Here is a 26999-nt window from a genome sequence, read left to right as displayed (position 1 = left end):
GGCGATGGGCGGCGCGGAGGCGTCGGCAGGGGCTGGTGCGGCACGGATCGGGGACGCGGCCGCCCACGGCCTCGATTGCGAACCGTTACGTCTCGGTTCGATTCATGTAGCCTCGGAACCATGCCGTCCGCACCCGAGCCGGTCCGACCCGGCCGCAAGCGCAGCCAGAGCAGCCGCACCGCGATCCTCACCGCTGCCTGGGAGCTCACGGTCGAGTCCGGCTATCAGGGCCTGACGGTGGAGGGGATCGCCGCGCGGGCAGGCACCGGCAAGCAGACGGTCTATCGCTGGTGGCCGTCCAAGGCCGACGTACTGCTCGACGCGCTGGTACTCAAGGCCGACGTCCAGATCGGGCTCGACGACCACGGCAGCTACGCGGCAGACCTGCGCCAGTTCCTCGACCGGTCCTTCACGCTGGGCCTGGACCCCTCGGTGATGCGCGTGATGCGCACGCTGATGGCCCAGGCGCAGATCGACCCGGAGTTCGGCGCCTGCTTCCGTGAACAGTTCCTCGCCCGCCGCCGTGCCGCCTTCGAGGTCCTGGCGGGCCGCGCCGTCGAGCGCGGCGACTTCCCGGCAGGCCGTTCACCAGCACTCGACGCCCGCATCGTCTTCGGCCTCCTGTGGTACGAGGTGCTCGCCGCACCTCCGCCTCTCGATTCCGGCTCCGCCGACACGGCCCCCCAGGCCCTCGCCGACGCCCTCATGGACCTCCTCACCCGCAGTCCCGCTCCGGAGGAACCGGCATGACCACCACGACCACCACGACCATCGCGATCACCGGCGCCACCGACGGCCTCGGCCGCGCCCTCGCCATGCGCCTCGCGGCCGACCGCGACGTCCGCCTCGTCCTGCACGGCCGCGACCCCGCCAAACTCGAACGGGTCGCCACCGAGATCGAAAGCACCGGCGCCGCCCCACCCCTCACCGCGACCGCCGACCTGTCCGACCTCGCCCAGGCGGCCCGGCTGGCCGACACCATCGCCGGCAGCGTCGACCGTCTCGACGTACTGGTGAACAACGCGGGCATCGGCTCCGGCGAGCCCGACGGACGCGAGCGCCGTACCAGCCACGACGGCCATGAGCTGCGCTTCGCGGTGAACTACCTCGCCGCCTTCGTCCTCACCGAGAACCTGCTCCCACTCCTGCGGGCCTCCGCGACCACCCAGCACGCCGCCCGCGTCGTCCACGTCTCGTCCCTGGGCCAGCACCCGCTCGACTTCGACGACCTCATGCTCGAGCACGCATACTCGGGCACACGCGCCTACGGCCAGAGCAAACTCGCGCAGATCATGCACTGCCTCGACCTCGCCGGACGGTTCGCGCCCACCGAACTGACCGCCACCTGCCTGCACCCCGGCACCTACATGCCGACCAAGATCGTCCTGTCCGAAATCGGCGTCACCGCCGACACCCTGGAGTCCGGGGCCGAAGCCACCCGCCGACTCGCCCTCGATCCTGCCCTGGAAGGCACCACCGGCCAGTTCTTCGACCGCCTCCGGCCCGCCCACGCGACCGGCCAGGCCTACGACGAACAGGCCAGAGCGGCCCTGCGGGTCCGCAGCCTCGCGCTCGTCAACGGCCACCTCACGACGGGCGACTGACCCCGGCACAGTCCGGCACCCGTAGCTGACTGGTCGTCTGCCCGTCGCCGGCCATCGCGGCCGGCGGATGTGCGGACGTGGCCGTTGCGGGAGCCGCGGGCACTCTTGCCGCCCGCCGCGAGTGTGGTGGCCCCGGCCGGATCGCCACCGGCCACGCCGACCGGCCCACCTGGGCAGACCCGCTCCAGCACTCGGCGTATGGTCGCGGCGCTGGGCGCGATACCCACCGCGAAGGCGCCGACGACCCGTGTACCCGGCCGGGCCAGGGTGGTCCGCGGGGCCGCAGCGGCCCATTGCCCGATCGCCGTGTACGAGCGGGCGCCGGCCACCACCGAGGACGCCGCGATCAGCACCACACTCACGAACGGATGACGTACTCCCCGCCTACGACGCGGGTCCGTCCGGCAACCTGACCAGCGGTTCCGTCAGCGACATGCCCGCCAACCGGTGCGGCGGCGGGGTCTTGACGAGATACGGCGTGGCAGACTGACGGCACATCGAAGCTCCGGCGCAGGCAGAGGACTTGGGAAGGTCATCGGCATCAGCGGAGCTTCGTTGCGTCAGGCACGGCCGTCCAGCTTGAGAGGGGAGGAGATCACGCGACTCCGCAACGGCCCCGCGCCGGAAATGGCCATGCTGAGCACGTTCCATTCCATCCGCACACCTTGGAGGTCCTGATGCGTACGGGCGTCATTGTCGCCGCGCACCCCGGTGTGGAGGACCTCGCGGTGCGGGCCGAGGAGTTGGGCTTGCACAGCTTCTGGGTCTACGACACCCCGATGGTCCACGGTGACCCCTTCGTCGCCTTGAGCCTGTGTGCGAAGGCCACCCGCCGCATCAGGCTCGGCATCGGCGTGACCTCACCGGCGCTGCGCTCGGCCCCGGCCGCCGCGAGCGGGCTGGCCAGCCTCAACGCCCTGGCACCGGGCCGGATCATCTGCGGTGTCGGCACCGGAAACACCGCCCGGCGCACCCTGGGCATGCGGCCGGCCACGGCGGCCAGGCTGGAGAACTTCACCACCGCACTGCAGGACCTGTGCGCCGGACGCTCGACCGAGTACCGCGAAGGTGACCGGGTCCGCGACATCCGGTTCCTGCACACCGGGGCGCACGTGAACACCGCCGACCCGATCGAGTTCGTCGTGGCCGCTCTGCTCGGACCGAAGGCCGCCGCCGTCGCCGGCCGCCGCGGCACCGGCCTCATCTCCTTCGGCCTGCTGGACCCCACCGCCTGGCACGCGCTGCACGACGCCCGCCGCCACGCCGCCCAAGACACACCCCATGACCCCGAATCCCACGCCGACTCCCGGGCGGACTCCTACGTGATCACCTCGCTCCACCTCCTCGAGGAGGGCGAGGACCCCCACGGCGACCCGGCCCGGGACGCCACAGGCCACCTCGTCATGTCGCTACTGGCCTTCGCCGCCGACACACCCGCCTTCGCCGAGCAACTAGGCCCTGAGGAAGGCGAGGCGGTGCGGCGGCTCCTCGACCGGCGCGGCACCACCTCCACCGCACCGGACCGGCACACCAAGCTCTACCCCAACTACCTCGGACGCATCGCACCGCAGGACCGCGACCTGATCCTGCCCTCGCTGATGAACACCCTGGCCCTGGTCGGCACCCGCGACGACCTCCTCACCCGCATCACCGCCCTGGAACAGGCCGGAATCGACGAACTCCTCATCCAGCCGGTGATCGACCCGCCCACCGAGATGGCCCAGCTGGCGAAACTCCTCACCTGAGCGGACCCGCCCGCCGTGGTGGACCTGGCGGCACCGGTGCCGGTCCTGGCGGCCGGCGGCATCGCCGACGGCCGCGGTCTCGCGGCAGCCCTGGCACTCGGCGCCGCGGGAGCACTCGTCGGCACCCGCTTCCACGCCACCGCCGAGGCCCTGGTCGATCCCCCGACCGCCCAGGCGATCCTCCAGGGACGCGGCGAGAACGCCGAACGCAGCAGGGTCCTCGACATCGCCCGAGGCTCCCGGTGGCCACCGAAATACACCGCTCGCACCCTCGGCCACCCCTACCTCGACCAGTGGCGGGGCAGAGAAGCCGAACTCGCCGCACACCCCACGGCCAGAGAGGACTACCAGCACGACGTGGCACAGGGAAACATCCCCCCACTGCCGCCATGGGCCGGCGAAGCCATCGATCTGATCACCGACCTGCCATCCGCAGCCGAGCTCGTAGCCACCCTGGCCGCACAGGCCGAACACGCACTCAACCGCGCCGGAAAACACTGACCGGAACCGGGCTGCCCGACGGGGCACGGGCAGCCTCCCGCCAAAGGTAGCTCGTCAGCCGCCGCCAGGGCCGTGAACCGCCAGGGCACCGACAAGACCCACCACCTATCCCGGGCGAGCAGGGGCAGGCCTCCTCACCGACAGGCACAGCTGCCGAGGACGCCCGGAGCCGGTCACCACCGTGGCCCTCCGCTCAGCGGGATGCCAACAGCCCGTACAGCAGAGGGATCCCCGGCTCCGGCAGCCGCCACCAGCCGGATGAGCCATGCACCATACGGGGCCAGCGCGGCCAGGGCAGTTCAGGACTCTCGCGCAGCCGTCGGATGTCCAGACCGGCTCCGATCAGGGCGTTGACGACCTCGCCCAGCCCGTGCATCCACTCATAGCTGTCGGTGGCACCCTCGACGGCCGGGCCGTCGGTGTAGGTGTGTGTCGCGTCGCGGTGTACGGGGCCGCCGCCACCCAAGTAGTCATGCCGCAGCAGAAGTTCGGGGCCCTCTCCCGGGGCGGGCTTGGGGCCCAGCGAGTTCAGGAGCGGGTGGAACTCCACGACGTACACCCGGCCGCCGGGGCGCAGCAGTCCGGCGACGACACCGGCCCACCGGTCCAGGTCGGGGAGGTAGCACAGGGCACCCTTGCCGGTGTAGACGACGTCGAACCGCCGCCCGCCGAGGGCCTCCACCGCGTCGTACACATTGGCCTGTACGTACGTCACGTCGACGCCGGCATGCGCCGCGATGCCGGTCGCCGCCGTCACAGAGGCCGCGGAGAAATCGAGGCCGACGGTCCGCGCCCCGCGCTGCGCGAAGGCGATCGTCTCCGTACCGAGGTGGCACTGCAGGTGCAGCACATCGCGACCGGCCAGCTCGCCGAGGTCGTCCCACTCCCACGAGGCGAACCAGCGGGACGGGTCGGACTCCTGATCGATCCCGTAGAACCGGCTGGCGAGATGGACGGGGGTCCGGGCGTCCCAGTTCGACTGGTTGGCCCGCATCATCCGCTCGTACGCATCGGTCATGGGCTCACTATGGCAGTCGTCCGCAGGAGACAGGGAAACCCCGGGCCTTCCATGTGCCGTCGAGGCAGGCGCCGACCGTGACCGGGGAAAGGGTTGGACAGGGTGATGCCCGGGCTTGTAGCTTGCGGTGGACTGTGACACCGCCCAAGGAGGTGAGACCCATGAACGCTGTATCGATGTGGGTGCTCCCCCTTCCCGTCACGGCCGGCGATTGATGTAGGTGTCGCCGGGAGCGCCTCGAGAACAAGGCACTCCTGAAAGGCAACACCTATGGACTCTCCGCCCGACCGCGACCGCGCGCCCCTGATGTTCGACGTGATCATTGCCGGGTGCGGGCCGACCGGCGCCATGCTGGCCGCCGAACTGCGGCTGCACGAGGTGCGGGTACTCGTTCTGGAGAAGGAAACCGAGCCCGTCTCCACCGTCCGCATCGTCGGCCTGCACATTCGCAGTATCGAGCTGATGGCCATGCGCGGACTGCTGGAACGCATCCGCGAACACGGAAGACAGCGTCCGGCCGGCGGATTCTTCGCCGCCATCAACAAACCCGCGCCCAAGCGCCTGGATACCGCACACGCCTATCTGCTGGGCATCCCACAGCCCGTCATCGTCCACCTGCTCGAAGAACACGCGATCCAACTGGGTGCGCAGGTCCGGCGCGGTTGCGCGGTCGCCGATCTCGAGCAGGACGACGAAGGCGTGACCGTCAAGCTGGCAGACGGCGAGCAGCTGCGTTCGCGCTATCTCGTCGGCTGTGACGGCGGGCGCAGTACGGTGCGCAAACTGCTCGGCGTCGGCTTCCCCGGCGAGCCCTCACGGACCGAGACACTGATGGGCGAGATGGAAGTGGGTGTGCCGCAGGAGGAGATCGCCGCCAAGGTGACCGACATCAGCGGGACCCACCAGCGATTCCGGCTCAGGCCCTCCGGCGACGGGACATACAGCGTCGTAGTCCCCGCCGCGGCAGTCACCGATGCGGCGGAACCCCCCACCCTCGAGGATTTCAGACGACAGCTGCGCACCATCGCCGGAACCGACTTCGGCGTGCACTCCCCACGCTGGCTGTCCCGCTTCGGGGACGCCACCCGGCTGGCCGAACGCTACCGGGTCGGGCGGGTGCTGCTGGCCGGCGACGCGGCACACATCCATCCACCCACCGGCGGACAGGGCCTCAACCTGGGCGTTCAGGACGCATTCAACCTCGGCTGGAAACTGGCCGCACACATCCGCGGCTGGGCCCCGGAAACACTGCTGGACACCTACCACACCGAACGCCATCCGGTCGCCCAGGACGTACTGGACAACACCCGCGCCCAGATGGAACTGCACTCCACCGAACCCGGCCCACAGGCCCTGCGCAGACTCCTCACCGAACTGATGGACTTCGACGAGGTCAACCGGTGTCTCATCGAGAAGATCACCGGGATCGGCATCCGCTACGACTTCGGCGAAGGCCCCGACCTGCTCGGCCGCCGCCTGCCCGACATCGACGTGCTGCACGGCCGCCTCTACGATCTGCTGCACCGCGGCCGCGGCCTGCTGCTGGACCGCACCCAACGCCTGACCACCGGCGGCTGGACAGACCGGGTCGACTACCTCGCGGACCCCACCGCGGCACTGGATGTTCCCTGCCTCCTGCTACGCCCCGACGGCCACGTCGCCTGGATCGGCGACGATCAGCAGGACCTGGACGACCACCTCTCCCGCTGGTTCGGCACACCCGCCCACTGAAATCGCCCGAGCAACGAGCAACGCCTGCGGAAAGGGACGTGGGCCTGCGCAGCAACCACTGCCCGAACGTCCGACGTGGGGGCCGCACCACGACGCGGCCGTGCATCGCCGTGCCGGCCAGCTCCACGCGCAGCGTGATCGGCGTCCCGTGGTCCGGAGCCTGACGACTCTTGACCTTGCTGTGTACCAGGCTCAAGGCACCGGTATCGACCACGATGCCCGGCTTGGTGATCAGCGTCAGCTTCTTGCCCGCCGTGTTCATGTCGATCCGCAAGGTGTCCTGCGTGATTACTGCCTGAGTGAAGTCGAGCGTCACCTCACACCACGCCGTGGTCAGCTCCAGCCTCCGCGGCACCACCCAGCGCCCCACGCGTTCGACCGCGCCACTGTGAATCCCCTCGATCCGGAGCACGTCCTTGACCTCCGCCACGGCCGCCCCGGTCGAAGCGGACACGGTCGGCAGATCAGCGGTCAGCGCGGTCAGCGCGCTGACGGTCCGCGCCGACAGGGCGGCTTCCAGGCGCTCGTCCAGCTCGTCCGCGGTCAGCAGACCGTCCCCCGCCGCGATACGCAGCACATCCACCACCCGGTCCCGGTCCGCATGAGAGGCCCGCAGCTCCGGCGACGAGCCGGAGCCGGAGCGCTTCCCGGTGGGCGACATCTCTCCCGACATGCTTCCGTCCTGGTCCTGTCGGACCTCTCCGCACGACGCAGGCAGCGGCGCGCGTTGAAGACCAACGCTGATATCGCGATATGCATCCCGGCCGGGCCCCGCCACGGAGAGGCGATGGTCAGCGTCGATTCACGGCATGCGGCATCCATCATGCCCAGGCCCAGCCGCGACAACAACCGCATCCCAGGGGCCAGTTCACACCGCTTGCCGGGTCAGCCGCCCCCTCCCGCCCCCACGGGACGGATGGAGCAGCGGATGCCGCGGAAGTTGGACGAGCCCATCTCCTCGTTCTCGTCGTCGTTCACGGTGAGACGGTTGACGTTGCTCTCGCGCCAGCCGCCGTCCGGCCCGCGCTCCGGATACCACCAGCACGCGGCGGCCACGATCACGTCGGGAGCGACGCGGTCGGTGACCCGGGCTCGCAGACGGATACTGCGGCCACGGGCGGATACCAGGGCCCACTCGCCATCGGCGATGCCCTCGCGGGCCGCGGCCTGCGGGTGCAGTTCGACGACGGGGTCCGGTTCCTTGCCGCGCAGCGCGGGGATGTTGCGGAATTCAGAGTTGAAGAAGAACGGGGAATGGGCGGAGGTGAGCAGGTAGGGCCCGTCGCCGGGGCTGTCGGCCGGTGGCTTGTGGGCGGGCAGCGGATCGTAGCCGAAGGCGCGCAGGGCGTCGCTGCGCAGCGCCAGGCGGCCGCTGCGGGTGGCGAAGCCGTCGGTGCGGTACTTGTGGTAACGCAGCTCGGTCGGGCGGTAGGAGCGGTCGGCCAGGGTCTTCCAGTCCCATCCGATCGGCGCGAGGCGGGCGTCCAGGGACGCGTCGGCGTGGGGCCAGAAGTGGTGCCGCAGGCCGAGCCGCCGGGACAGCTCGGTGAGGATGTACTCGTCCGAGCGGCAGTCGCCGACCTGTGCCAGCTTGCGGCGCGCGGCGACGTAGTGGGCGTGTTCGACGATCTGGTCGCGTTCCAGCCAGCCACCGACGGGCAGGACGATGTCGGCCATGGCGGCGGTGGGGGTCAGGTGGAGGTCGGCGACGGCGAGGAAGCCCAGCCGTTCGAGGGCGGCGTGGACGCGATCGGAGTCGGCGTAGTTGACCAGCAGGTTGCTGCCGTGCACCAGCATGCTCGTCACGGGGTACGGGCGGTGGTCGAGGACCGCGTCCCAGACGGAGCGGGGGTGCGCCCAGCCCGCCATGGACAGGATGCGGTGACGGTCGGCGCCGAGCCTGAGGCGGTTCTGCTCCTCGGGCAGTGCCTCGGTCAGGGGGAGGGCGCGGCGGCCGATGATTCCGGGCGGCTCCCAGATGACATCGCCGCCGGGCCGGTCGATGTTGCCGCAGAGGGCGGAGAGGATCAGCGCTGCCCGGCAGAGCTGGAAGGAATTGCGGTTCTGCTGGGCTCCGGTGCCCAGTTCGATGGCTGCCGCGGGTGCCGCGGCGTAGGCGAGGGCCGCCTCGCGTACCTGCCCCGCCGGTACGCCGGTGATGTGTTCCACGGCCTCCGGCGCGTAGGCGGTGACGTGTTCGGCCAGGTCGTCGAAGCCTTCGGTGTGCCGGGCCACGAAGTCGTGGTCGTGGGCGTTCGCTTCGATGATGGTGTGGATCATGGAAAGAGCGAGCGCGGCGTCGCCGCCGGGCCGCACCTGGAGGTGGTGCTCCGCGCGGCTTGCCAGGGCGGTGCGGCGCGGGTCGACCACCAGCATCCGGGTGCCGGACCGTACGGCGTCCAGAAGGCGGGTGCCGATGACCCCGTCGCCGTGCGTCATGGACTTGTTGCAGCCCCACAGCAGCACGAGATCGGGGGAACCCTCGTAGTCGCAGAAGGTGAAGGCGCCCATGGTGAGGATGCCGGCCATGACGCGCGGATAGAAGCAGACGTGCGCCGGGCCGAGCACGTTGGGGGTGCCGTAGCTGTTGGCGAACCGGAAGAGCCATTCCTGGTAGTTGCGGTCGGTGCCCTGGGCGACGACCAGTGACTGGGGCCCGTGCTCCCGGCGGGTGGTGTCGAGGGCTTCGGCCACCCGGTCCAGAGCCTCCTCCCAGCCGATGGGCCGGTAGGAGCCGCTGCCGCGCGCACCCGTGCGCAGCAGGGGCCGGGTCAGCCGGTCGGGGTGGTCGAGCTGGGCGAGCGAGGCGCGGCCCTTGGCGCACAGGAAGCCTCGGTTGTTGGGGTTGTCGGGGTCGCCCTGGACGGCGGTCAGCCGCCCGTCGGCCACGTCCACGAGCGCGCCACAGCCACCGTGGCACATCCGGCAGACGGTGCGGTAACGGCCGTCCTCGACAGTGGTGGCGTACGGCATGTCACAGCCTTTCGCTCATGCGTGGTGTGCGGCCAGCAGCCGCCGCCGTTCCTGCTCGTCCAGGCGGCGGACGGCCTCGCGCAGGGTGAGCCCGGACACGCGGTGGAGCCGGGGTTCGAGCCAGTCGGCGACCTGGCGGGGGTGGTGTCCGGTGCCCTCGCGCAGCACCCAGCCGATGGCCTTGCGCACGAAGAACCGGTCGTCGGTCAGGAGCGGGTCGGCGACCTCACCGAACACCGGGAACCAGCGGGGGTGTTCGGCCTCCTGACGGAGAGCCGGCAGGAAGGACAGGACACCGCCGCGCCGTACCCACTGCTGCTCGTCGGCCGCCCAGCGGCGCACAGCCCCCGACATCCCCGGCTCCCGCAGCAGCAGCCGACCCACCACGAAAGGCGCCAGGAGATCGACGTGCGCCCACGTGCCGCAGTCACGCAGGAGCCTCTCCAGGAAGGCGGTGTCCTCCGTGCGCAGCAGGTCCACGCGGTGGTCGAGGAGGATCAGAGCGACGGACCGGGCTTCGTGAACCGGCCGCTTCCACAACTCGACGACGAGGGCCATAAGTTCGTCATGGGTGAGCTCCCGGTGGCTGCGGACGAAGGACCGGGCGAGCTTGCGCAGGGCGGGCAGTGGTACGCCGATGTGGTCGAGGTCGCTGCGCAGGTACCGCTTCTCCCCGGCGGCCCGGCCGGGCACGGCGTGCCGGTCCAGGGCCGTGCGGAGGGCTTGCGCGTGGAACTCGGCGGGACGGATGGCGCTCATGGTGTCGCGGACCGTTCGGCGTCGGTCCGGGTGAGGACGCAGGCGTGGGCCGGGAGGGACATCGCGTCCGTCTGGAGCTGGAAGGGCAGCAGCGGGCCGGCCTCGAAGCCGTTCGGGGCGAAGTGGCGACGCAGCAGCTCGGCGGTGAGGGGCTTGAAGGGAAAGGTGTTCACGCGGCTTCCCCTGAGGTAGAGGATGCCCCGCGGGCGCAGGACGCGGGCGGTCTCCCGGGCGTACCTCTCGCGGTCCTCCTCGCCGAGGTGGTGCAGGCACCCGCGGTCGATCAGCAGGTCGAAGGACGCGTCCTCGAAGGGCAGCCGCCGGACGTCGGCCTGCTCGAAGGCGGGGCGCGAGCTGCCGTCGCCGCTCTCCTCGGGGGCGTTCTCCGCCGCCCGTGCGCGGGCGAGGTGCAACGCCTCCTCGCTGATGTCCACGCCCGTGACCCGGTATCCGGCGCCGGCCAGGGCCAGGGTGTCCCAGCCGGTACCGCATCCGATGTCCAGGGCCGGCCGCCCCGCGCCGGGCCCGAGTGCGGCGAGGAAGCCCACGAGTTCGGCGGAGGGCTGGCTCAGCTCCCAGTACTTGTGATGGTCACCCGCGCGGTAGGTGCGGTTCCAGTCGAGCGTGGTGGTGGTCATGGCGGCTTCCGTCCTTGGTCCGGGCACGGCTGTGCCGGTGGCCTCCTCGGTCTTCCCGCCCGTGTTCCCGGTCCGCTAGCAGCGGGGCCGGCCCGAGGACCCGGCCGGCTTCAGGGTCATGTAGACGTCGGTGACCACCGGGACTCCGGCGGCCAGGGCGGGGCTGCACTCGTACACGTAGTAGCAGGGCCAGACGGGCCTGTGGGTCGCCATGTGCGCACTGCCCGAGGGCTGCGCGCCCTCGGTGGACGGCGACGACCCCGCCCAGGTCTCGGCGGGAGCGGGCCTGCGGTGCAGGAAGGGCCCGTGTCCCATGATGGTCTCCAGACGGACTCCCGGTACGTGGGCCAGGTCCTGAGCGGTCACCAGTGCCGCGGTTTCCAGGTGCGGCAGCGACAGACAGGCGTCGAAGCGGCGCAGGGCCGGGTCGCCGCCCGGGGGGTCATAGTGCACCTCGATCGCGCGGGTCTGACGGGTGGCCAGCCCCCACTCGAAGACCAGAGCGGTCAGGCTGCGCCAGGTCTCCGTCCGGGTCTCCGGGTCGCCGCGGTGCCTCAGGCTGAGGACCGGCAGGGGCCGGGCCCGGGCCGCCGTCCAGTCCTGCGGGCGGGGGCCGGCTGCCTGGCCCGGGGTCCGGGCGGCTAAGTGGCTGTCGCTTGTCGGGGTGGTCGCGTGTCGCACGTGGGGGTCCCGTCGGTGGTGTGACCGGCAGATCCGGTGAGTCGGACCGATCCGACCCACCTTATGCGTCGACCGTGAACTCCAGGAGGCAGTATCCGGACGGTGTCGGGTGGGTGGCCAGCAGGGTGAGACCGGCGGCCGCGCCGAGCGTCCGGAACTCCTCCTCGGTGCGTTCCTTGCCTCCCAGCAAGGTCATGTAGAGGTCCAGTGACGGGACGAGACGGGGTGTGCCGCGCAGGAATTCGGCCACCATGACGCGCCCTTGGGGGCCCGCGGCCTCCGCGCAGCGGCGCAGGATCGCCGCTCCTCCCCCGTCGCCCCAGCCCATGACGGTGGACTTGACGATGTAGAGGTCGGCGCCCCCGGGCAGCGGGTCGAACATGGAGCCGGGGTGGACGGTGGCCCGGTCGGCGACACCGGCGGCGGTGAACCGGCCGGTGGCCGTGCGGACGGCGCGGGGGTCGTCCACGAGGGTGCCGCGCAGCTGCGGATGGGCCTGGAGAAGGCCGGTGAGCAGGGCTCCGCTGCCGCCGGCGACGTCGGTGACGTGCTGGACGCGGCTCCAGTCGTAGGCCTGGAGGATCTCGGGGAGGGTCCAGGCGGTCACGGTGGCCATCAGCTCGTCGTAGGCGGCGCCGCGGCGGGCATCGGTGTTGAGGTCTTCGAAGAAGGGCCGGCCGAAGGTGGAACTGTAGGCCTCCTTGCCGGTGCGGACGGCGAGGAGGAGGGCGCTCAGCCCGCGGTCGTACTGGCCCATGCCGCCTTCGATGTCCAGCCAGGGGTACATGGTCATCGGGTGGTCGCGGCGGAGCCGGTCGGAGAGCTGGGTGTTGCGGTACCTTCCGGGGCCGTCCGGGGCGAACATGCCTTGGGAGGCGAGGTGTTCGAGCAGCCGGCCGACGGCGTCGGGGTCGGCGCCGCACTGCTTGGCGAGGTCCTCGACCGCTGCGGTGCCGTCGCCGATGTGGTCGGCGAGCATGAGGGTGGCCGCCACACGCACGGCCCAGGGGGTCACGAGGTCGGTGAGGACGCCGATCTTCTCGTCGATGTCCGGGGTGGTCCCGGCGGGAGTTGCGCTCACAGCGTGCTCCTTTGCGGTTGGACGCCGTCTCCGGTTCCGTGCGTTCAGTTCCCGTGGGCCGCGGGCCGCAGATGACGCAGCAGTTCGCTCTCGCGGCGGATGACGTCATCCACGGCGTCGTGCAGGGCGGCGGCCAGATCGTGGCGCAAGTTCTTGATCTCGGCGACGGCCTCGTCGCGCAGGCCCGGCAGGCCCACGGCTACGGCGGACGCCTCGACCTGGCGTTCCGGGGTCCCCGCCAGGATGTGCTCCTCCCGTGTGCGGTGCGCCTCGCCCAGCCGGCCCAGGGCGGTGCCCTCGGGCAGCAGGGCGGCGACGAGGTGCTGCCAGGCGGCGGCGTCGGCCGCGGCGAGCGGTACGGCGTCCGCGACCACGCTGTCGTCGAGGAGGCGGGCGGTCTCGTCGAGGAAGGTGTGGAACATGGAGCGGAATCCGTCCCCTCCGGTCCCGGCGAGACGCAGGTCGATGAAGGCCTGGACGAGGGTGTCCACCACTGCTTCGGGTGCCGCCTCGTCCCGGACGGTGGCCACCAGCCGTTCGTTCAGCAGACGCAGCCCCTGGATGCCCAGGGAGGCGTTCGGCGGCTCAAGACCCGCGCGGCAGGCGGCGCCGAGCGCGGCACGCAGCCGCTCCTCGGCGGGTGGGCGGGCCGTGGGCCACGGCGCGTGCAGCAGGGAGTGGCGGGGTGGGAAGGGCTGGTGCCGGGAGGCGCGAGCGGCGGCCAGTTCCTCGGGGGCCAGGGTGCGGGGCCCGGCGGGCCGGTCGGAGATCCGCAGCCAGCCGGTGTCCGCGTCGGTGCCGGTGACCACCAGGCAGTGGCCGCCGAAGTGGTGCTGGGCCTGGAAGTAGGAGAGGTAGTACATGTCGGCGTAGACGACGGCGAGCCCGTGCTCGGCGAGTTCGCGGTCGAGCTGGTCCCGGCCCTCCTGGGGGCTGGCGGTCGTCATGATGGTCAGCTCCAGGCCGACGCCCGCGGCCATGCGGCGGGTGAAGACCGGGAACGGGTCGTTCCGGGTGGCCAGGAAGGGGGGTGAGCCGGGGGCCTTGGGGACGTACATGAAGCCGATGCCGCCGCCGAGCCCGAGCAGCATCTCCTCGCTCAGGCCGAGACCGTGGGCGTGCAGGGCCTTGCGGAATGCGGAGGTCTCGCAGTGGTCGCCGCCGTACAGACGAACCGTGCCGTCCGTGCCGGGCGCGGGTTCCTGTGCGTTGCCGGTGCTCGAGGCCGTCGCCATGCCTGCTCCCTTCCCGGCGTGCGTGCGGCCGCCGGTGGCCTGTCGCCGCGCTGACGGCCGGGAGTCTTCCAGAGCGGGTGGCGGCGGACCTATACGAGCGGGGGGCGGGTCTGCGTAACGGTCACCTCGGCCGGACCGGACGGGGGCCGGTGTTGACCGGGATGGTCACGCGGGGCGGTTCAGGGGCACCGGGAGGTAGATGTCGATCTCCGCCTCGGCGTCGGGGGCGGCGCCCGGTCCGGAGCGGTAGACCTCGTAGAAGGGGGGCCGCGGGCAGGGGGCGACAACGCCGCGCTGCCGGAAGGCGGTGGTGTCCAGGGCCCGCCGGTAGGTGGTGGACAGGGTGTCGAACGTGCCGTGGTGGGTGGTGCGCCAGGCCCACAGCCCGCCGAGTGTCTCGTAGCGCAGCGGCAGATCGCCGGCTTCGAGGAGGTCCTGCGTGTGCGGCTGGAGGGCGGCGGCCGGGGCGGCGACGCAGGCGTCGTAGCGCAGCCGCTCGGGCGGCACGTGGGCCGGGTCGTCGTAGACGACGCCGATGAGCTGGGCGCTGTCGGCCAGGCCATGGCTGTGGGTGTAGCCCAGGAGGCGGTTCCAGGTGTGGTTCAGGGTCCGGAAGGAGCCTGAGTGCCGGAGGCAGACGACGGAGAGCGGGCCGAACTGGACGAAGGTGTAGAGCTGCTGGCCCGATGTGACGACGGTGTCCCGGGCGGGGGCCGTCACTTGCCCGGTTCTGTGGTGTGCGGCCATGTCCCTCTCGCTTTCGGCGACCCGTGGGCCGTGTCCGCCCTGCCGGAAGAGTCGAAACGATATCCCAGCTCGTTGTTTCCGAGGATGTCCCAGGTGGTGCTTTTCGCGAGCTACTTGTAGCAGGTGAGGGCGGCTGCGAGGCCGCAGTGCGCCTTGTCGGCACGGAGTCCGCCGGGGCGGCACCGTCGTGGGCCGCGTGGTGAACGGATCGCGGGGACGCCCACACCAGGCCTGGCCGCAAGGGCTCGGGGCTACTCAGCGTCAATCGCGCGGACACGTACGGCAACGCCGAGTGGCCGACGCACCCTCGCGAGCGTACGGCGGTCAACTGAACAGAACGTTCCTTCGCCCCGCTTGACCCTCGCGGTGAACCTCTCCAATCGTCCTTTTCGTCCGGCGCCCGGCGGGCGACGCTTCCGTTCGTGCCCATGGGCAATCGAGAGGAGACCGCAATGCAGTCCAGGGAGCAACCTGGCTGGTCACCGGAGCCCGTCGCGCCGGGGCCCGACCTGCACGACGTGCCGATGTCCTGGTTCAACATCGTCCCGAACCTGCCCGCTCCGCTGCCCCCGGCCCGCGATCCGGAGGACGCCAAGGGCTCGCGGCTGGAGGTGCAGCAGCGCATCCGGCTCGACGCGATGCGCGCACAGGACGCTGCCACGGACTCGTTCCTGCCCATCCCCGAACGGGTCCGCCAGGAGCTCGCCGGGCTCGGCCGCCCCACCCCGCTGCTGCGCGCCCGTGCGCTGGAGGAGTACCTGGACACTCCGGCACGCATCTACCTCAAGCGCGAGGACGTGCTGCCCACCGGAAGCTTCAAGCTCAACTCGGCCGTCACCCAGGCGTACTTCGCGGCGCAACAGGGGGTGGGGACGCTGGTGACGGAGACCGGTGCCGGCCAGTGGGGGCACGCCGTGGCATGGGCCGCCCGGCGCTTCGGGCTGCACGCGATCGTCTTCTGGGCCGGTGTCTCGGCGCGGCAGAAGCCCGGTCGCCACACGGTGATCGAGATGCTCGGCGCCCAGGTGCACCAGTCGCCCAGCGAGCTGACCGCGCCCGGCAAGGCGCTGCTGCGCGACGGCCGGCATGTGCTCGGGTCGCTGGGCACGGCGATCGGCGAGGCCATCAGCTACGCCGCCGACCACCCCGAGACCCGCTACATCTCGGGCAGCAACCTGCCGCATGTACTCGCCCACCAGACCGTCATCGGCCAGGAGGTCAAGACCCAGCTCGACGCGCTGGGCGAGACACCCGACACCCTGATCGCCTGCGTCGGCGGAGGCAGCAACCTCGGCGGTCTCATGGGACCCTTCCTCGCCGACAAGGCCGAGCGCGGCGACGGGCTGCTGCTGCTCGGAGCGGAGTCGGCGGCGGCTCCCCGGCTGACCCGGGGCGAGTGGCGCTACGACCACGCCGACCCCGAGGGCGTCACCCCGCTGACCAAGTCCTACACCCTCGGCCGGGACTACGAGCTGCCCGATACGCATGTCGGAGGCCTGCGCCAGCACAGCGGCTCGTCCGTGGTCGGCGTACTGCGGCAGCAAGGCCTGCTGGACGCGGTGGCCTACGAGGAGGGCGAGGCGTTCGACACCGGCCGGGTGGTGCTGCGCACCGAGGGCATGCTCATCGCCCCCGAGTCCTGCCATGCCGTGCGGGCCGCCATCGAACAGGCCGTGCAGGCCCGGGAGACCGGCGTGGCGAAGACCATCGTCGCCTGCGTCAGCGGCAACGGCGCACTCGATCTCGACGGGTACACCGCCCGCTTCGGCGGTCGTGCCGCCCACGCCTGAGCGGCACAGCCATCCGGCTTGGGCCGGAAACCCATTTGACCCACCGGACCCACCGGAGGACGAACGTGGCCAGTGGCACCATCATCGAGCTGACGAGCGGAGTCAGTCCGAGCTGTCCGTACTACCTGGGGGACGGCATCGCCGGCTGGCTGCCGGAGCATCTGCGCCGGCACGACTTCGACGAGCTCTACCTCGTCACCAGCGACGCGCTGTACACACGGTACGGCAAGGATCTCGCCCGCGGCCTGGGCGGCGATGGCATCCCGGTCAACGTGCTCACCGTGCCGGAGGGTGAGCGGGCCAAGGGCTGGCCCCAGCTCACCGACCTGTGCGAGCGCCTGGTGGCCGCGGGCGTCACCAAGGACTCGGTGATCGCGGCACTGGGCGGCGGCATGGTCAGCAACGTCGTGGGCCTGGCCGCCGGACTCATCTACCGCGGGGTGCGCTTCGTCGAGATCCCCACCACCATGCTGAACCTCACCGACGGCACTCTCAGCAACAAGCAGGCCATCAACGGGGCGCTGGGAAAGAACCAGTTCGGCATGTACCACGCCCCGCTGTTCATCTGGGCGGACGTGGCCTACCTGCGCGGTGAGCCGCCCCGTCAGCACCGCAGCGCCATCGCCGAGGCCGTCAAGAACGGACTCGTCCACGACGCCGCGTGGTTCGAGCGGCTGGAGAGGCTGCTCACCCCCGGTCTGGAGGCGGTCAGGGAGGACCTGCTCGGCTTCTGCCACGAGGTGGTGCGCAGCAAGCTCGGGATCCTCGCCCTCGACCCCGGTGAGCGGCAGGCCGGGATCATCCTCGAGTACGGCCACACCGTCGGCCACGCCGTGGAGTTCCTGACCGGCGGCCGGCTGCTGCACGGCGAGGCCGTGGGGATCGGTATGTGTGCCGCGGCTCGGGTGGCCATGAAGCTCGGCATCGCCGGCCCCGAAGTGCTGGAGCGTCAGCAGTACGTCCTGCGCGACCGCCTCGGCAGCACGGTGCGGCTGCCGGACGAGCTGACGTCCGAGCAGATCGTCGAGGTCATCCGCAGGGACAACAAGCGCCGCTCCGGCGCCGCGATCCGCTTCGTCCTCGTACCGGCCGTCGGCTCCGTCCACGTGGTGGACGGGGACTGGGAGACGCCGGTGCCCGAGACGCTGCTCAAGAGCGTACTGAGCGAGGGGTGAACACCATGGACACCACGACGCGCACGCCCCGCACCCCCGAGGTCGACGAGACCGTCTACCGGCTGGACGGGCCGCTGCGCTGGGCGCTGGGTGAGGTGCAGGACCTGCTGCGAGCGGCGGGGGCGGACCCCGGGCAGCGGGTACTGGACGTCGGTGCGGGCACCGGGTACGCCACCGTGCCCGCGGCGCGGACGGTCGGTGCCGAGGGCGGCGTGCACTGTGTCGACGGCAGCGCCCCGCTGCTGGAGGTGCTCCAGGAACGGGTGCGCAGAGAAGGGCTTGCCGGCCGGGTCACCACCCAGGTGGGCGCGCTGGTCCCGCTGCCCGTCGCCGACCGCGGCTACGACCTCGTGATCTGCACCTACGTGCTCCACGAGCTGGCCGAGCAGGCCCCGGCCGCCGTGGCCGAGATGTACCGGGCACTGCGGCCCGGCGGCCGGCTCGTCATCGCCGACTACCGCAAGACCTCCGACCCCGTCCGCAACCGGGAGATCGAGGCCTGGTACGCCAGACAGCCGGACGGTGCGGGCCCCGAGGAGCGCCATCTGCGGTTCACCCTCGCCGACATGGAGGAGATGCTGCGCGCCGCCGGCTTCCAGCAGACGCACCTGAGCACCTGGCACGACTTCCACACCCACGCCATAGCCGCGCGGTGATACGGCCGCGCAGAAGGGGGCTTCCCGTGTTCCGACTCAGCTACAACGCCAACGGACTGCGCAACCTCACCATCGAGAGGGCGATCGAGGAGGTCGCCGAGGCCGGATACGACGGGATCGAACTCTCGCTGCACCCCCGGCACATCGACCCCTTCGACTTCACCGGCGACCACGCCACCGTCGTCCGCAAGGCGTTGGAGCGGGCCGGCCTGGAGGCCTGCTGCCTCGCCGCCGGCGCGGACAACCTGCTGAGCGAGGAGCGGTTCGAGCCGTCCCTGGTGCACCCCACCAGCGAGGGCCGCGCCCGCCGCGTCGACCTCCTCAAGCGCGCCGTGCGCATCGCCGACGAGCTCGGCGTGCCCCTGATCAACTTCGCGACCGGCAAGCGCAAGCCGGAAGTCGCCGCGGAGGAGGCGCACAGGCTGCTCGTCGACGGCATCCACCAGGTCCTGGACGGCACCGACAGCGACGTCGTGCTGTGCATGGAACCGGAGCCGGAGTTCTTCATCGACACCAACGCGGGCGTGGCGGCGCTCGCCGCGGAGCTGGGCAGCGAACGGTTCGCCCTCGCCCAGGACCTCGGCCACTGCAACGTCGTCGAGGGCGACTACCTCGCCTCCGTCGAACGGCATCTGCCCCTCACCCGGGTGATCCAGGTCGAGGACATCAAGAACCGGGTCCACTATCACGAGATCCCCGGCGACGGAGACCTCGACTTCACGGAATTCTTCCGCATCCTGCGGCGCGGCGGCTTCGACGGGCACGTCAGCGTCGAGCTGTACAACCATGTGGACACCTACCGGCACGCACTGCGCCGCAGCCGCGAGGTGCTCACCGCCGCGGCCGCCGCCTCGTCCGGGCAGGACTGAGGCCGTGCCGCCCGCCCCCGCCGCCGCGTCCGCCCGGCCGTTGCCGCTGTTCGACCACCACATCCACAGCGACATGCGGAACGCCGACGACTACGAGCTGATGGCGATCAGCGGTGTGCTCACCGCGCTGGCCCCCTGCTCCAGCTCGCACGAGGCCCGTACCACCGGTCAGGCCTTCGCGGCCCGCTTCGACCGGCTGCTGGACGCGGAGACGGGCCGGGCGGCCGCCTACGGGGTGGACCTGTACGTGGGACTGTCCGTGCACGCCGCCGACATGACCGACCTGGACAGTGCCCTGGCAGGAGTCGACGAGCTGGAGAAGCGGCTGGACCACCCCCGGGTGAAGGCGATCGGCGAGGTGTCGCTGCGCCGGCTCACCCGGGAGGAGACGGCCGTGCTGGAGGCCCAGCTCCGGCTGGCCGCGCGGACCGGCACCCCGGTGATGGTGGAGACCCCGCCGCCGGCCGCGGCGTTCACCGACATGCTCCCGGTACTGGCCCGGGCCGTCGAGCGCTCCGGCGTCGACCCCGCGCTCGTCGCGGTCATGGACCTGGACGAGCACAAGCTCGGTCAGGTCAGGGCAGCCGGGCCGCTGGCGGAGTGCGGCCGATACGGACTGGCGGTCTCGCCGCGCCAGGACGCCCTGTTCGCCGTGCGGGAGAAGATCACGCACCGTGAGGTGACGGAGATCCTCGACCGCTGGGGACCGGACCGGCTGATGCTGAACACCGGCTTCCACTTCGGGTCCGCCGACCCGCTCGGGCTGGCCAAGACCGTCCACCGCCTCCGTCTCGGAGGCGTCCCGGAACCGACCGTGAGGGCTCTGGCTCATGGAAACGCTGCTAGGTTCTTCGACATCCCCGGCTGAGACCGGGTCCCTGCCCGAGCACGGCCGCGCCCCCGACACCGTGCTGGAGGAGCTGCGCGAGCTCTGCCGCGACGACCACGACTACGCCGGCGGTACCGTCTTCAACTCCATCTGCTCCGCACCGCTGGACATCGCGCGCCGGGTCTTCGCCCAGCACCTCGACGCGAACATGGGCGACAACCGCATCTTCCCCTCGCTGCGCCGCGCCGAGGCCGACCTGAGCGCCATGCTCGGCGAACTGCTCGGCCACCCGGGCGCGGTGGGCGTGACCACCTCCGGTGGCACCGAGGCCAATCTGCTGGTGGTCCTCGCGGCCGTACGCCGATACCACGACCGTGCCGGCGGGAGCGGTCCCGCGCGGATCGTGTTGCCCGAGAGCGCCCACTTCTCGTTCGACAAGATCGTGGGAATGCTGCCGGTCGAACCGGTGTACGCGCCGCTGGACGACCGGCTGCGGGTGCGGCCCGAGGAGCTGACCCGCCTGGTCACCGCCGACACCGCGCTCGTCGTCACCACCGCCGGAACCTCCGAGGCCGGCGCCGTGGACGACGTCCCCGCGGTCGCCGAGCACACCGCGGCCCTGGGCGTGCCGCTGCACGTGGACGCCGCGACCGGCGGCTTCCTGATCCCGTTCGCCCGCGAACTCGGCTACGACCTGCCGCCGTTCGCCTTCGACGTGCCGGGCGTCACCTCGGTGGCCCTCGACCCGCACAAGTACGGCGGTGTGCCCATCCCGTCCGGGCATCTGCTGCTGCGCGACCGTGCCGACGCCGAACTCCTGCGCACCGCCTCCCACTACCGCGGCACCTTCGACCACCACGGTCTGCTCGGCACCCGGCCCGGCGCCGCCGTGCTCGCGGCGTGGGCGGTACTGCGCACCCTCGGCCGCTCCGGATACCGGGAGCTGGTCAAGGAGGTGTTCACCCGCCGCGACCTGCTCATCGGCATGCTGCGCGACGCCGGGTTCACGACCGCGATGGAGCCCCAGCTGACCGTCGTGACGGTGCGCCACCCCGAGCCCGCCCGGCTGGTGGACGCCCTCGAGCGACGGGGTTTCATCGCCTCCGTGGCCCGCCGCTACGGCCTGCTGCGGCTGGTCGTGCACTGGCACCAGACCGCGGAGCAGCTGCGCGGCCTCGTCGACGCCATGACCGCCGCGGACGACCCGTGGGAGGGGGGAAGGGCGTGAAAGTGCTGTTCGTCTCCGTCAACAAGCTCAAGTCCTTCCGGCCGGTGCTGCCCATCGGCATGGTCACCGTGGCCACCCAGGTGCGTACCGCCGGACACGAGGCCGAGGTGCTGGACCTGATGTGGGAGGAGGAGGACGAGGAGGCCGTCCGGGCCGCCGTCGCCCGGCTGCGCCCCCACGTCGTCGGCATCTCCATCCGCAACGTCGACTCGCAGAACATGCTGGAACCGGTCATCTACACCCCGCTCGCCCGCGAAGTGGCCGACTGGGCGCGCGCGGAGCACCCGGGGGTGACCATCGTCCTCGGCGGTCCCGGCTTCTCCACCGTCCCCGAGGACCTCATGGGCTTCGTCCGGGCCGAGTACGGCATCACCGGCTTCGCCGAGGAGTCCATGGTCCCCTTCCTCGTCCATCTCGCCCGCGGTGCGGAGCCCGAGGACGTCCCCGGCGTCATCTACCGCCGGCCGGACGGCTCGTACCACCGCAGGGAGCCCGTCTTCCGGATCGACTACCGCAAGGCCGTCCGCCCCGATCCCGACCTGTACGACCGGCGCTACTTCACCTACTCCTACGAGACCCACGACCGCAGTGAGAAGGTCCCGGCCACCATCCAGACCAAGAAGGGCTGCGTGCTGGAGTGCGTCTTCTGCAGCAACTTCCTGGTGGACGGCACCGGGGTGAAGTTCGACGAGGTCTCCCGGGTCGCCGATGAGGTCGAGCGGCTGCGCGACGAGGGCCTGGAGGTCCTGGAGATCGTCGACGGGGTGTTCAACCTGCCGCTCAACTACTCCCTGGAGATCCTCAAGGAGTTCGTGCGGCGCGGCATCGAGATGCCCTGGTCCTGCATGATCAACCCGGGCAATGTCACGCCCGAACTGGTCGACCTGATGGTCCGGACCGGCTGCTACTACGTCGAGTTCGGCACCGACTCGGGCTGCGACCGCATCCTGCGCGGGCTGAAGAAGAACTTCCGCCAACGCCAGATCGTCCAGTCCCACCGGCTCTTCGAACAGGCCGGCGTCAGGGTCGAGCACTGCCTCTTCATCGGCAGCCCCGGCGACGACCGCGACTCGGTGCGGGAGACCTTCGACGTCATGGACGAACTGGTCCCCTCCGGCGCGCCCGACGCCCATGCCTACTGGACGCTGGGGCTGCGGGTGTGCCGCGGCACAGCGCTGCACACCACCGCCGTGGCGGAGGGACAGCTCACCGGCGACGAGCGGTTCATCGTGCCCAAGTACTACGTCTCGAAGGGCGTCATCGGCGACGACGCCCTCCTCGACGAGATCGAGGAGCGGGTGCTGGCCAACGACAACTGGTACCTGTGGTGGGGCCTGCGCACCATCGGCCTTCGAACACGCATCCGGATGGCGCGGGAGGAGAGCCGTCGCATCGAGGCCGAGCTGATGACGCACCTGCCCCGGCGCGGTCCCGCGCCGGCCCCTCTCGTCGCGACCCCACGTCGGGAGGACCGGCCGTGACCCATGTACGCGATCTGCTGCTGACCGGCCCCGGCGAGCTCCGGTCGTCCGACACCTCTCCCCCGCTGCCCGCGCTGCGCCCCGACGACGTGGTCGTCGAGGTCGACCGGGTCACGCTCTGCGGCAGCGACCACCGGCTCTACGAGGGCACCTACGGCGGCCCGCGCAGCTACCCCATCCGCTTCGGCCACGAGTGGTCCGGACGCGTCGTGGACGCCGGCGCCGGGGCGAGGCCGCTGCTCGGCCACCTGGTGACCGGGGACTGCTCCCGCTGGTGCGGGCGCTGCCCGCGGTGCGCGGCCGACCGCAACGTCTGCCACCACATCCAGAAGTTCGGAATCACCGTGGACGGATTCTCCACCCGTCACAGAACGGTCGACAGCCGCTACCTCTACGCGGACGACTTCGACCTCGGCGCGGGGCTGCTGGCCCTCAGCGAGTTCTTCGCCGTCGCCCACCACGGGCTGTGCCGCATCCCGCTGCACGAGGACGACGACGTGCTGGTCATCGGCGCCGGCGCGCTGGGACTCGCGAGCCATCTGCTGCTGACCCACGAGTACAAGGTGCGCTCGGTGCGCGTCATGGAGGCCGACCCCGCCAAGGCGGCCCTGGTCGCCGGCCTGTTCCCGGACGCCGTACTCCGCACACCGCCGCCCGTCGGCGGACACGGCGCCGCCGACTACGCCGCCCTCACCAAGGACGCCCGCTATCCGGTGGTCGTCGAGTGCTCCGGCAGCGAGCACGGGATGAACACCGCCTTGGCCCTGGCCCTCCCCCTGGGCCGGGTCCTCTGCTTCGGCCTGCGCTCCTCCGCGAACCTGCGGACCGATCTGCTCGTCGCCAAGAGCCTCACGCTCAGCGGATCAATCGGCGGCACCGGCAGTTTCCGCGGCGTCCAGGCGTTCCTGGCCGACCACCGCGAGGAGGCCGCTCGGCTCGTGACCCACCGCCTCCCGGCCGGCCGGGCCGGCGAGGCCTTCGCGCCCGCACCGCACGGCACCACCCCTCGCATCAAGACGCAGATCCTCTTCGGGGAGGAGACCCAGTGACCGCCGCACCGCCGTACCTCAGGTACGAGGAGATCCGCCGTTCGGCACTCGCCGACCTCGACGCCTACGAGAAGCTCACCCGGGACCAGGCGGCGCGACTCCGGCTGGGCCGGCTGCGCGACCACGTCGCCTACGCGCTGTCCGCATCGCCGTACTACAGCGAGCGCTGGGCCGCCCACCGGGGCACTGTGATCGACCACCTCGACGACATCCGCAAGCTGCCGTTCACCACCAAGCGGGACCTCCGTGAGGCCTACCCCTTCGGACTGGTCGCCGTCGACCGGCGGGAGATCGTGCGGTACGGGGAGTCCACCGGCACCACCGGCAGCCCCACCTCCTCGGTGATCACCTACGAGGACTGGATCCGCGGCAACGTCGCCGTGGAGCGCTCGGTCGGGCACGTCTTCGGCCCCGGCGACCTGGTCTTCGTCGCCATCCCCTATGAGCTCGCCTTCGCCTCGTACGACCTCGACCGGGCCCTGGAGCAGGCCGGCGCGGGGGTGGTCGCCGTCGGCACCCTGAGCCGGGTCTGCCCCTTCGAGCGCATGGTCGAGATGATGTGGCGGGTCGGCCCGACCGGCCTGGTCTGCACCCCGAGCCGCGCACTGCGGCTGTACGACATGCTGGCGGACAGCGGCCGGGACCCGGCGGAGGTGGGCCTGCGCACCTTCCTGTACGTCGGCGAGACCTGCTCGCCCGCCAAGCTCGCCAAGATCGCTGACCTGTGGGGGGTTCGGCTCTCCAACGCGTACGGCTCCACCGAGACCAACTCCCTGGGCCTGGTCTGCGCCGCGGGGAGCCTGCATCTCACCGAGGACCGGCACCTGTTCGAGGTGCTGGACCCCGAGACCACGGAACCGGTACCCGACGGTACCGCCGGCGAACTGGTGCTGACCACACTGGTCAGCCGCGCGATGCCGTTGCTGCGCTACCGCACCGGCGACTACGTGACCGTATCGGGCGAGCCCTGCGTCTGCGGCAGCCCGAACCGGGTGCTCGCCCACCACGGCCGGGTCGGCGAGCAGCTCGTCCACGGCGGACGGCGGATCAACAAGCTGGCCCTGGAGGAGGTCGTCCTGTCGACCGAGGGAACGGGGCTGTACTGGGCCGCGGGCATCACCGACGACGGACTCGTGGTCAAGGTGGAAACGGAGAACGGCGATCCGGGCGGACTGTGCGCGGCCGTCACCCGGCGCGTGGAGGACGCCTTCGGACTGCGGCCCGCCGTCTCGCCCATCGACCGCGCCCAGGTCCGGCAGGCCATGGACCGGATGCTCAAGCCCGGCAGTCTCAGCCTGGACGATCTGGCGGCGGTGTCATGACCGGTCAGCACAGCCCGCATACCCTGGGAATCGTCGGGACGGGACGTCTGGGAGAGGTACTGGCCGCCCGGCTGCGGGACCGCTTCCGTACGGTCCTGTACGACAGCGACGCGTCCGCCCTCCGCCAAGCGGCCGAGCGCACCGGGGCCCGGGCCGTCCAAGCGCCGGAACTGGTGCGTGCCGCCGGCGCCGTACTGCTGTGCGTGCCACCACACGCCGCACCGGATGCGCTGCTGCACCTGGCCCGGCTCGCTGCCGGGCACGGCACCCGCCCGACCTTCATCAGCCTCGTCACGGGGGTGGCGACCGCGGAGCTGCGCGCCCTGGTCGCCGCCGGCCCCGCGGCCGGGACCGACGTGCTCGGACTGAAGCCGGTCTGCCAGTACACGGCGCTCGCCCACGGCGTACCGGCGGTGTTCGTCACCGCCGACCGTCACCGCCTGGACCTGCTGCGGGCGATCACCAGGGACCTGGGCACCGTGGTGGCCGGGGACGAGGACTCGGTCGGCGCCGTCAACCGCGCGGCCACCAAGGCCGCGCTGGCCGCCTGCGAGAACCTGGCCCGCGCCCTGTCCACCGCCGGGACGGAACCGGTGCTCGTCCGCTCCGCGATCCGCAACGTCCTCGCCGGAACCGCTCTCGACCACCCGCCCCAGCCCGGGAATCCATACACCCGCTCGATCCTCGACGAACTGGCCGCCGAGCGCCACGCGGAGCCGATCGGGGGTGCCGCGTGACGACCGCCGGCACGGCGCCGCCGTTCACCCGGTACGGCGGGGCCAACTGCGAGACCTCCGCGTTCCACAAGATGCTCGCCTTCCACGGGGTGGAGGTCGCCGAACCACTGCTGTTCGGGGTCGCCGGGGGCATCAACTTCATGCACATGCCTCCGCCGCCCGGCGGCGGCCGGTCGTTCACGGGAGGGCGCAACGGCCCGTTCCCCGAGTTCACCCGCCGCATGGCGGAGGGGGTCGGACTGCGGCTGGACGTCGTGGTCACGGAGGACGCGGATCGAGCCTGGCGGGAGCTGCGCGAACAGCTCGACCAGGGGCGTCCGGTCATCGTCTACGGCGATCTGTTCCACCTGCCGTATTTCCAGGCCACCCGGCACTTCGGCGGTCACGCGTTCATCGTCCACGGACACGGCCCAGGACGCGGCACGGTCTCGGTGTCCGACCGCTGCTCCCGGCCGCGTACCCTCACCCTGGCCGAGCTGGCGGCCGCCCGCGGCTCCACGCACCACCCCTTCCCGCCCCGCCACGCCCGGCTCAGCGCCGACTGGGCGTCGGCCCGCGAACCCGCCGAGGACGACATACGGCGCGGTGTGCGCTCCTCCTGCCAGGCCATGCTCCGGCCCCCCGTCCCCACCTTCGGCCTGCGCGGGCTCACCGCCTACGGGGCGGGCCTGGACCATCTGGTGCGCCGTGCCCCGGCCGAGGACGTGGTGGCCGAACTCGTCGGCGCCTTCGTCGACTTCGAACTCGCGGGCACCGGCGGCAGCGCCTTCCGCGTCCTGTTCCGCGACTTCCTGTGCCAGGCCGCCGCCCGCACCCACGACGCGCACCTGCGGCGGGCCGTACCCCTCGCCCAGGCCTGCGTCGACGCCTGGGACTCCTTCCTGGAACTCCTCGTCCCGGCCTGGACCCCGGCCTTCACGGAACTGCGGGACACCTACCGGGAGCGCGAGCAGTGGCTGCTCGACGGAACCGAGGAGGCGCTGGTCCGCGCCGCCCGGCTCGGGGCGCGGCTGCCGGAGCTGCGCGCCGACGCGGCCGCCGGGCTCGACCCGATGCGCGAGCAGCTGAGCGCGGCGCTGTGCTCGGCCGTGCGCCGGCTCGTCGCGTCCGAACGGGCACTGTTCGACGAGCTGAAGGAGGTGTGACGGCC

At 71.6% G+C, this 26999-nt stretch carries 24 protein-coding genes and 2 pseudogenes; 16 read left to right on the top strand and 10 right to left on the bottom strand.

Features of this window, described 5'->3' with window-relative positions:
• The first annotated feature begins 120 nt into the window (after positions 1-120).
• Complete coding sequence (locus tag KHP12_RS50055; RefSeq protein ID WP_086884427.1) at positions 121-750, top strand: TetR/AcrR family transcriptional regulator; 630 nt, start codon at positions 121-123, stop codon at positions 748-750.
• Positions 747-1604 carry an SDR family NAD(P)-dependent oxidoreductase gene (locus KHP12_RS50050; protein ID WP_211834804.1) on the top strand — a complete coding sequence of 286 codons (858 nt, stop codon included), beginning with the start codon at positions 747-749 and terminating at the stop codon, positions 1602-1604. Before KHP12_RS50055 ends, KHP12_RS50050 begins: the two co-directional genes overlap by 4 nt.
• Here KHP12_RS50050 and KHP12_RS53750 read toward each other — a convergent pair.
• Positions 1526-1993 (bottom strand): annotated as a pseudogene (locus tag KHP12_RS53750) (transposase family protein); the annotation flags it as partial. The gene KHP12_RS50050 and the pseudogene KHP12_RS53750 sit on opposite strands and share 79 nt — an antisense overlap.
• Positions 1994-2281: 288 nt before the next feature.
• Between KHP12_RS53750 and KHP12_RS50040 the strand changes: the two are divergent.
• Together KHP12_RS50040 and KHP12_RS50035 are read left to right on the top strand one after the other, a co-directional pair.
• The gene (locus tag KHP12_RS50040) at positions 2282-3349 is read left to right on the top strand and encodes an LLM class flavin-dependent oxidoreductase (protein ID WP_086884430.1); all 1068 of its coding nucleotides are present in this window, start codon (positions 2282-2284) and stop codon (positions 3347-3349) included.
• A 15-nt stretch (positions 3350-3364) separates the two neighbouring features.
• Positions 3365-3850, top strand: a complete 486-nt coding sequence (locus KHP12_RS50035; protein ID WP_211834802.1) for a nitronate monooxygenase — start codon at positions 3365-3367, stop codon at positions 3848-3850.
• 193 nt (positions 3851-4043) lie between these two features.
• On the opposite strand, the gene KHP12_RS50030 is transcribed toward KHP12_RS50035, so the two are convergent.
• Positions 4044-4868, bottom strand: coding sequence for a class I SAM-dependent methyltransferase (locus KHP12_RS50030; RefSeq protein ID WP_211834801.1), 825 nt, complete (start codon positions 4866-4868; stop codon positions 4044-4046).
• Between the two features lie 270 nt (positions 4869-5138).
• Here KHP12_RS50030 and rox point away from each other — a divergent pair, with 270 nt between their 5' ends.
• On the top strand, positions 5139-6599 hold the full coding sequence (gene rox / locus KHP12_RS50025; RefSeq protein ID WP_211834800.1) for a rifampin monooxygenase: 1461 nt from the start codon (positions 5139-5141) through the stop codon (positions 6597-6599).
• Positions 6600-7068: 469 nt separating this feature from the next.
• Here the strand turns inward: rox and KHP12_RS53120 are convergent.
• The 8 genes and pseudogenes from KHP12_RS53120 to KHP12_RS49985 form a co-directional block, all read right to left on the bottom strand.
• Positions 7069-7260: pseudogene (locus KHP12_RS53120) on the bottom strand (DUF1707 SHOCT-like domain-containing protein); the annotation flags it as partial.
• Positions 7261-7484: 224 nt separating this feature from the next.
• Complete coding sequence (locus tag KHP12_RS50015; RefSeq protein WP_211834799.1) at positions 7485-9572, bottom strand: molybdopterin-containing oxidoreductase family protein; 2088 nt, start codon at positions 9570-9572, stop codon at positions 7485-7487.
• A gap of 15 nt (positions 9573-9587) precedes the next feature.
• On the bottom strand, positions 9588-10331 hold the full coding sequence (locus KHP12_RS50010; RefSeq protein WP_244203193.1) for a DNA alkylation repair protein: 744 nt from the start codon (positions 10329-10331) through the stop codon (positions 9588-9590).
• On the bottom strand, positions 10328-10969 hold the full coding sequence (locus tag KHP12_RS50005) for a class I SAM-dependent methyltransferase (RefSeq protein ID WP_086884434.1): 642 nt from the start codon (positions 10967-10969) through the stop codon (positions 10328-10330). The genes KHP12_RS50010 and KHP12_RS50005 overlap by 4 nt, the downstream gene beginning before the upstream one ends.
• A gap of 75 nt (positions 10970-11044) precedes the next feature.
• Complete coding sequence (locus tag KHP12_RS50000) at positions 11045-11650, bottom strand: hypothetical protein (protein WP_244203194.1); 606 nt, start codon at positions 11648-11650, stop codon at positions 11045-11047.
• Positions 11651-11711: 61 nt separating this feature from the next.
• The gene (locus tag KHP12_RS49995) at positions 11712-12731 is read right to left on the bottom strand and encodes a methyltransferase (protein ID WP_244203195.1); all 1020 of its coding nucleotides are present in this window, start codon (positions 12729-12731) and stop codon (positions 11712-11714) included.
• A gap of 44 nt (positions 12732-12775) precedes the next feature.
• Positions 12776-13966, bottom strand: a complete 1191-nt coding sequence (locus KHP12_RS49990) for a BtrH N-terminal domain-containing protein (RefSeq protein ID WP_210608857.1) — start codon at positions 13964-13966, stop codon at positions 12776-12778.
• 165 nt (positions 13967-14131) lie between these two features.
• On the bottom strand, positions 14132-14686 hold the full coding sequence (locus KHP12_RS49985) for an AraC family transcriptional regulator (RefSeq protein WP_244202479.1): 555 nt from the start codon (positions 14684-14686) through the stop codon (positions 14132-14134).
• 479 nt (positions 14687-15165) lie between these two features.
• On the opposite strand from KHP12_RS49985, the gene KHP12_RS49980 reads away from it, so the two are divergent.
• The 11 genes from KHP12_RS49980 to KHP12_RS53115 all read left to right on the top strand — a co-directional run bounded on the left by KHP12_RS49980 (position 15166) and on the right by KHP12_RS53115 (position 26994).
• The gene (locus tag KHP12_RS49980) at positions 15166-16503 is read left to right on the top strand and encodes a TrpB-like pyridoxal phosphate-dependent enzyme (protein WP_244202478.1); all 1338 of its coding nucleotides are present in this window, start codon (positions 15166-15168) and stop codon (positions 16501-16503) included.
• A 65-nt stretch (positions 16504-16568) separates the two neighbouring features.
• On the top strand, positions 16569-17678 hold the full coding sequence (locus KHP12_RS49975) for a 2-deoxy-scyllo-inosose synthase (protein ID WP_086879440.1): 1110 nt from the start codon (positions 16569-16571) through the stop codon (positions 17676-17678).
• 5 nt (positions 17679-17683) lie between these two features.
• The gene (locus tag KHP12_RS49970) at positions 17684-18334 is read left to right on the top strand and encodes a class I SAM-dependent methyltransferase (RefSeq protein WP_211834798.1); all 651 of its coding nucleotides are present in this window, start codon (positions 17684-17686) and stop codon (positions 18332-18334) included.
• Between the two features lie 26 nt (positions 18335-18360).
• Positions 18361-19203, top strand: coding sequence for a sugar phosphate isomerase/epimerase family protein (locus KHP12_RS49965; protein ID WP_211834797.1), 843 nt, complete (start codon positions 18361-18363; stop codon positions 19201-19203).
• Positions 19204-19207: 4 nt separating this feature from the next.
• Entirely contained in the window at positions 19208-20071 is an 864-nt protein-coding gene (locus tag KHP12_RS49960) for a TatD family hydrolase (protein WP_308289548.1), read from the top strand.
• The gene (gene mfnA / locus KHP12_RS49955; protein ID WP_211834795.1) at positions 20034-21260 is read left to right on the top strand and encodes a tyrosine decarboxylase MfnA; all 1227 of its coding nucleotides are present in this window, start codon (positions 20034-20036) and stop codon (positions 21258-21260) included. Before KHP12_RS49960 ends, mfnA begins: the two co-directional genes overlap by 38 nt.
• A complete protein-coding gene (locus KHP12_RS49950; protein ID WP_308289547.1) occupies positions 21257-22741 on the top strand; it encodes a B12-binding domain-containing radical SAM protein in 1485 nt (494 codons plus the stop codon). Before mfnA ends, KHP12_RS49950 begins: the two co-directional genes overlap by 4 nt.
• Positions 22738-23790 (top strand): zinc-dependent alcohol dehydrogenase, encoded by a 1053-nt coding sequence (locus KHP12_RS49945; protein WP_211834794.1) that lies wholly within the window; start codon positions 22738-22740, stop codon positions 23788-23790. Before KHP12_RS49950 ends, KHP12_RS49945 begins: the two co-directional genes overlap by 4 nt.
• Positions 23787-25112 (top strand): phenylacetate--CoA ligase family protein, encoded by a 1326-nt coding sequence (locus KHP12_RS49940; protein WP_211834793.1) that lies wholly within the window; start codon positions 23787-23789, stop codon positions 25110-25112. Before KHP12_RS49945 ends, KHP12_RS49940 begins: the two co-directional genes overlap by 4 nt.
• Positions 25109-25849, top strand: a complete 741-nt coding sequence (locus tag KHP12_RS49935; RefSeq protein WP_086879434.1) for an NAD(P)-binding domain-containing protein — start codon at positions 25109-25111, stop codon at positions 25847-25849. The genes KHP12_RS49940 and KHP12_RS49935 overlap by 4 nt, the downstream gene beginning before the upstream one ends.
• Complete coding sequence (locus KHP12_RS53115) at positions 25846-26994, top strand: BtrH N-terminal domain-containing protein (RefSeq protein WP_244202476.1); 1149 nt, start codon at positions 25846-25848, stop codon at positions 26992-26994. Before KHP12_RS49935 ends, KHP12_RS53115 begins: the two co-directional genes overlap by 4 nt.
• The last annotated feature ends 5 nt before the right edge of the window (positions 26995-26999 follow it).

It is taken from the genome of Streptomyces asiaticus (assembly GCF_018138715.1).
GTDB classification, from domain to species: Bacteria; Actinomycetota; Actinomycetes; order Streptomycetales; family Streptomycetaceae; genus Streptomyces; species Streptomyces asiaticus.
Note: the sequence above shows the minus strand (reverse complement) of the source record. Positions and strands in the feature narration are given on the sequence as shown.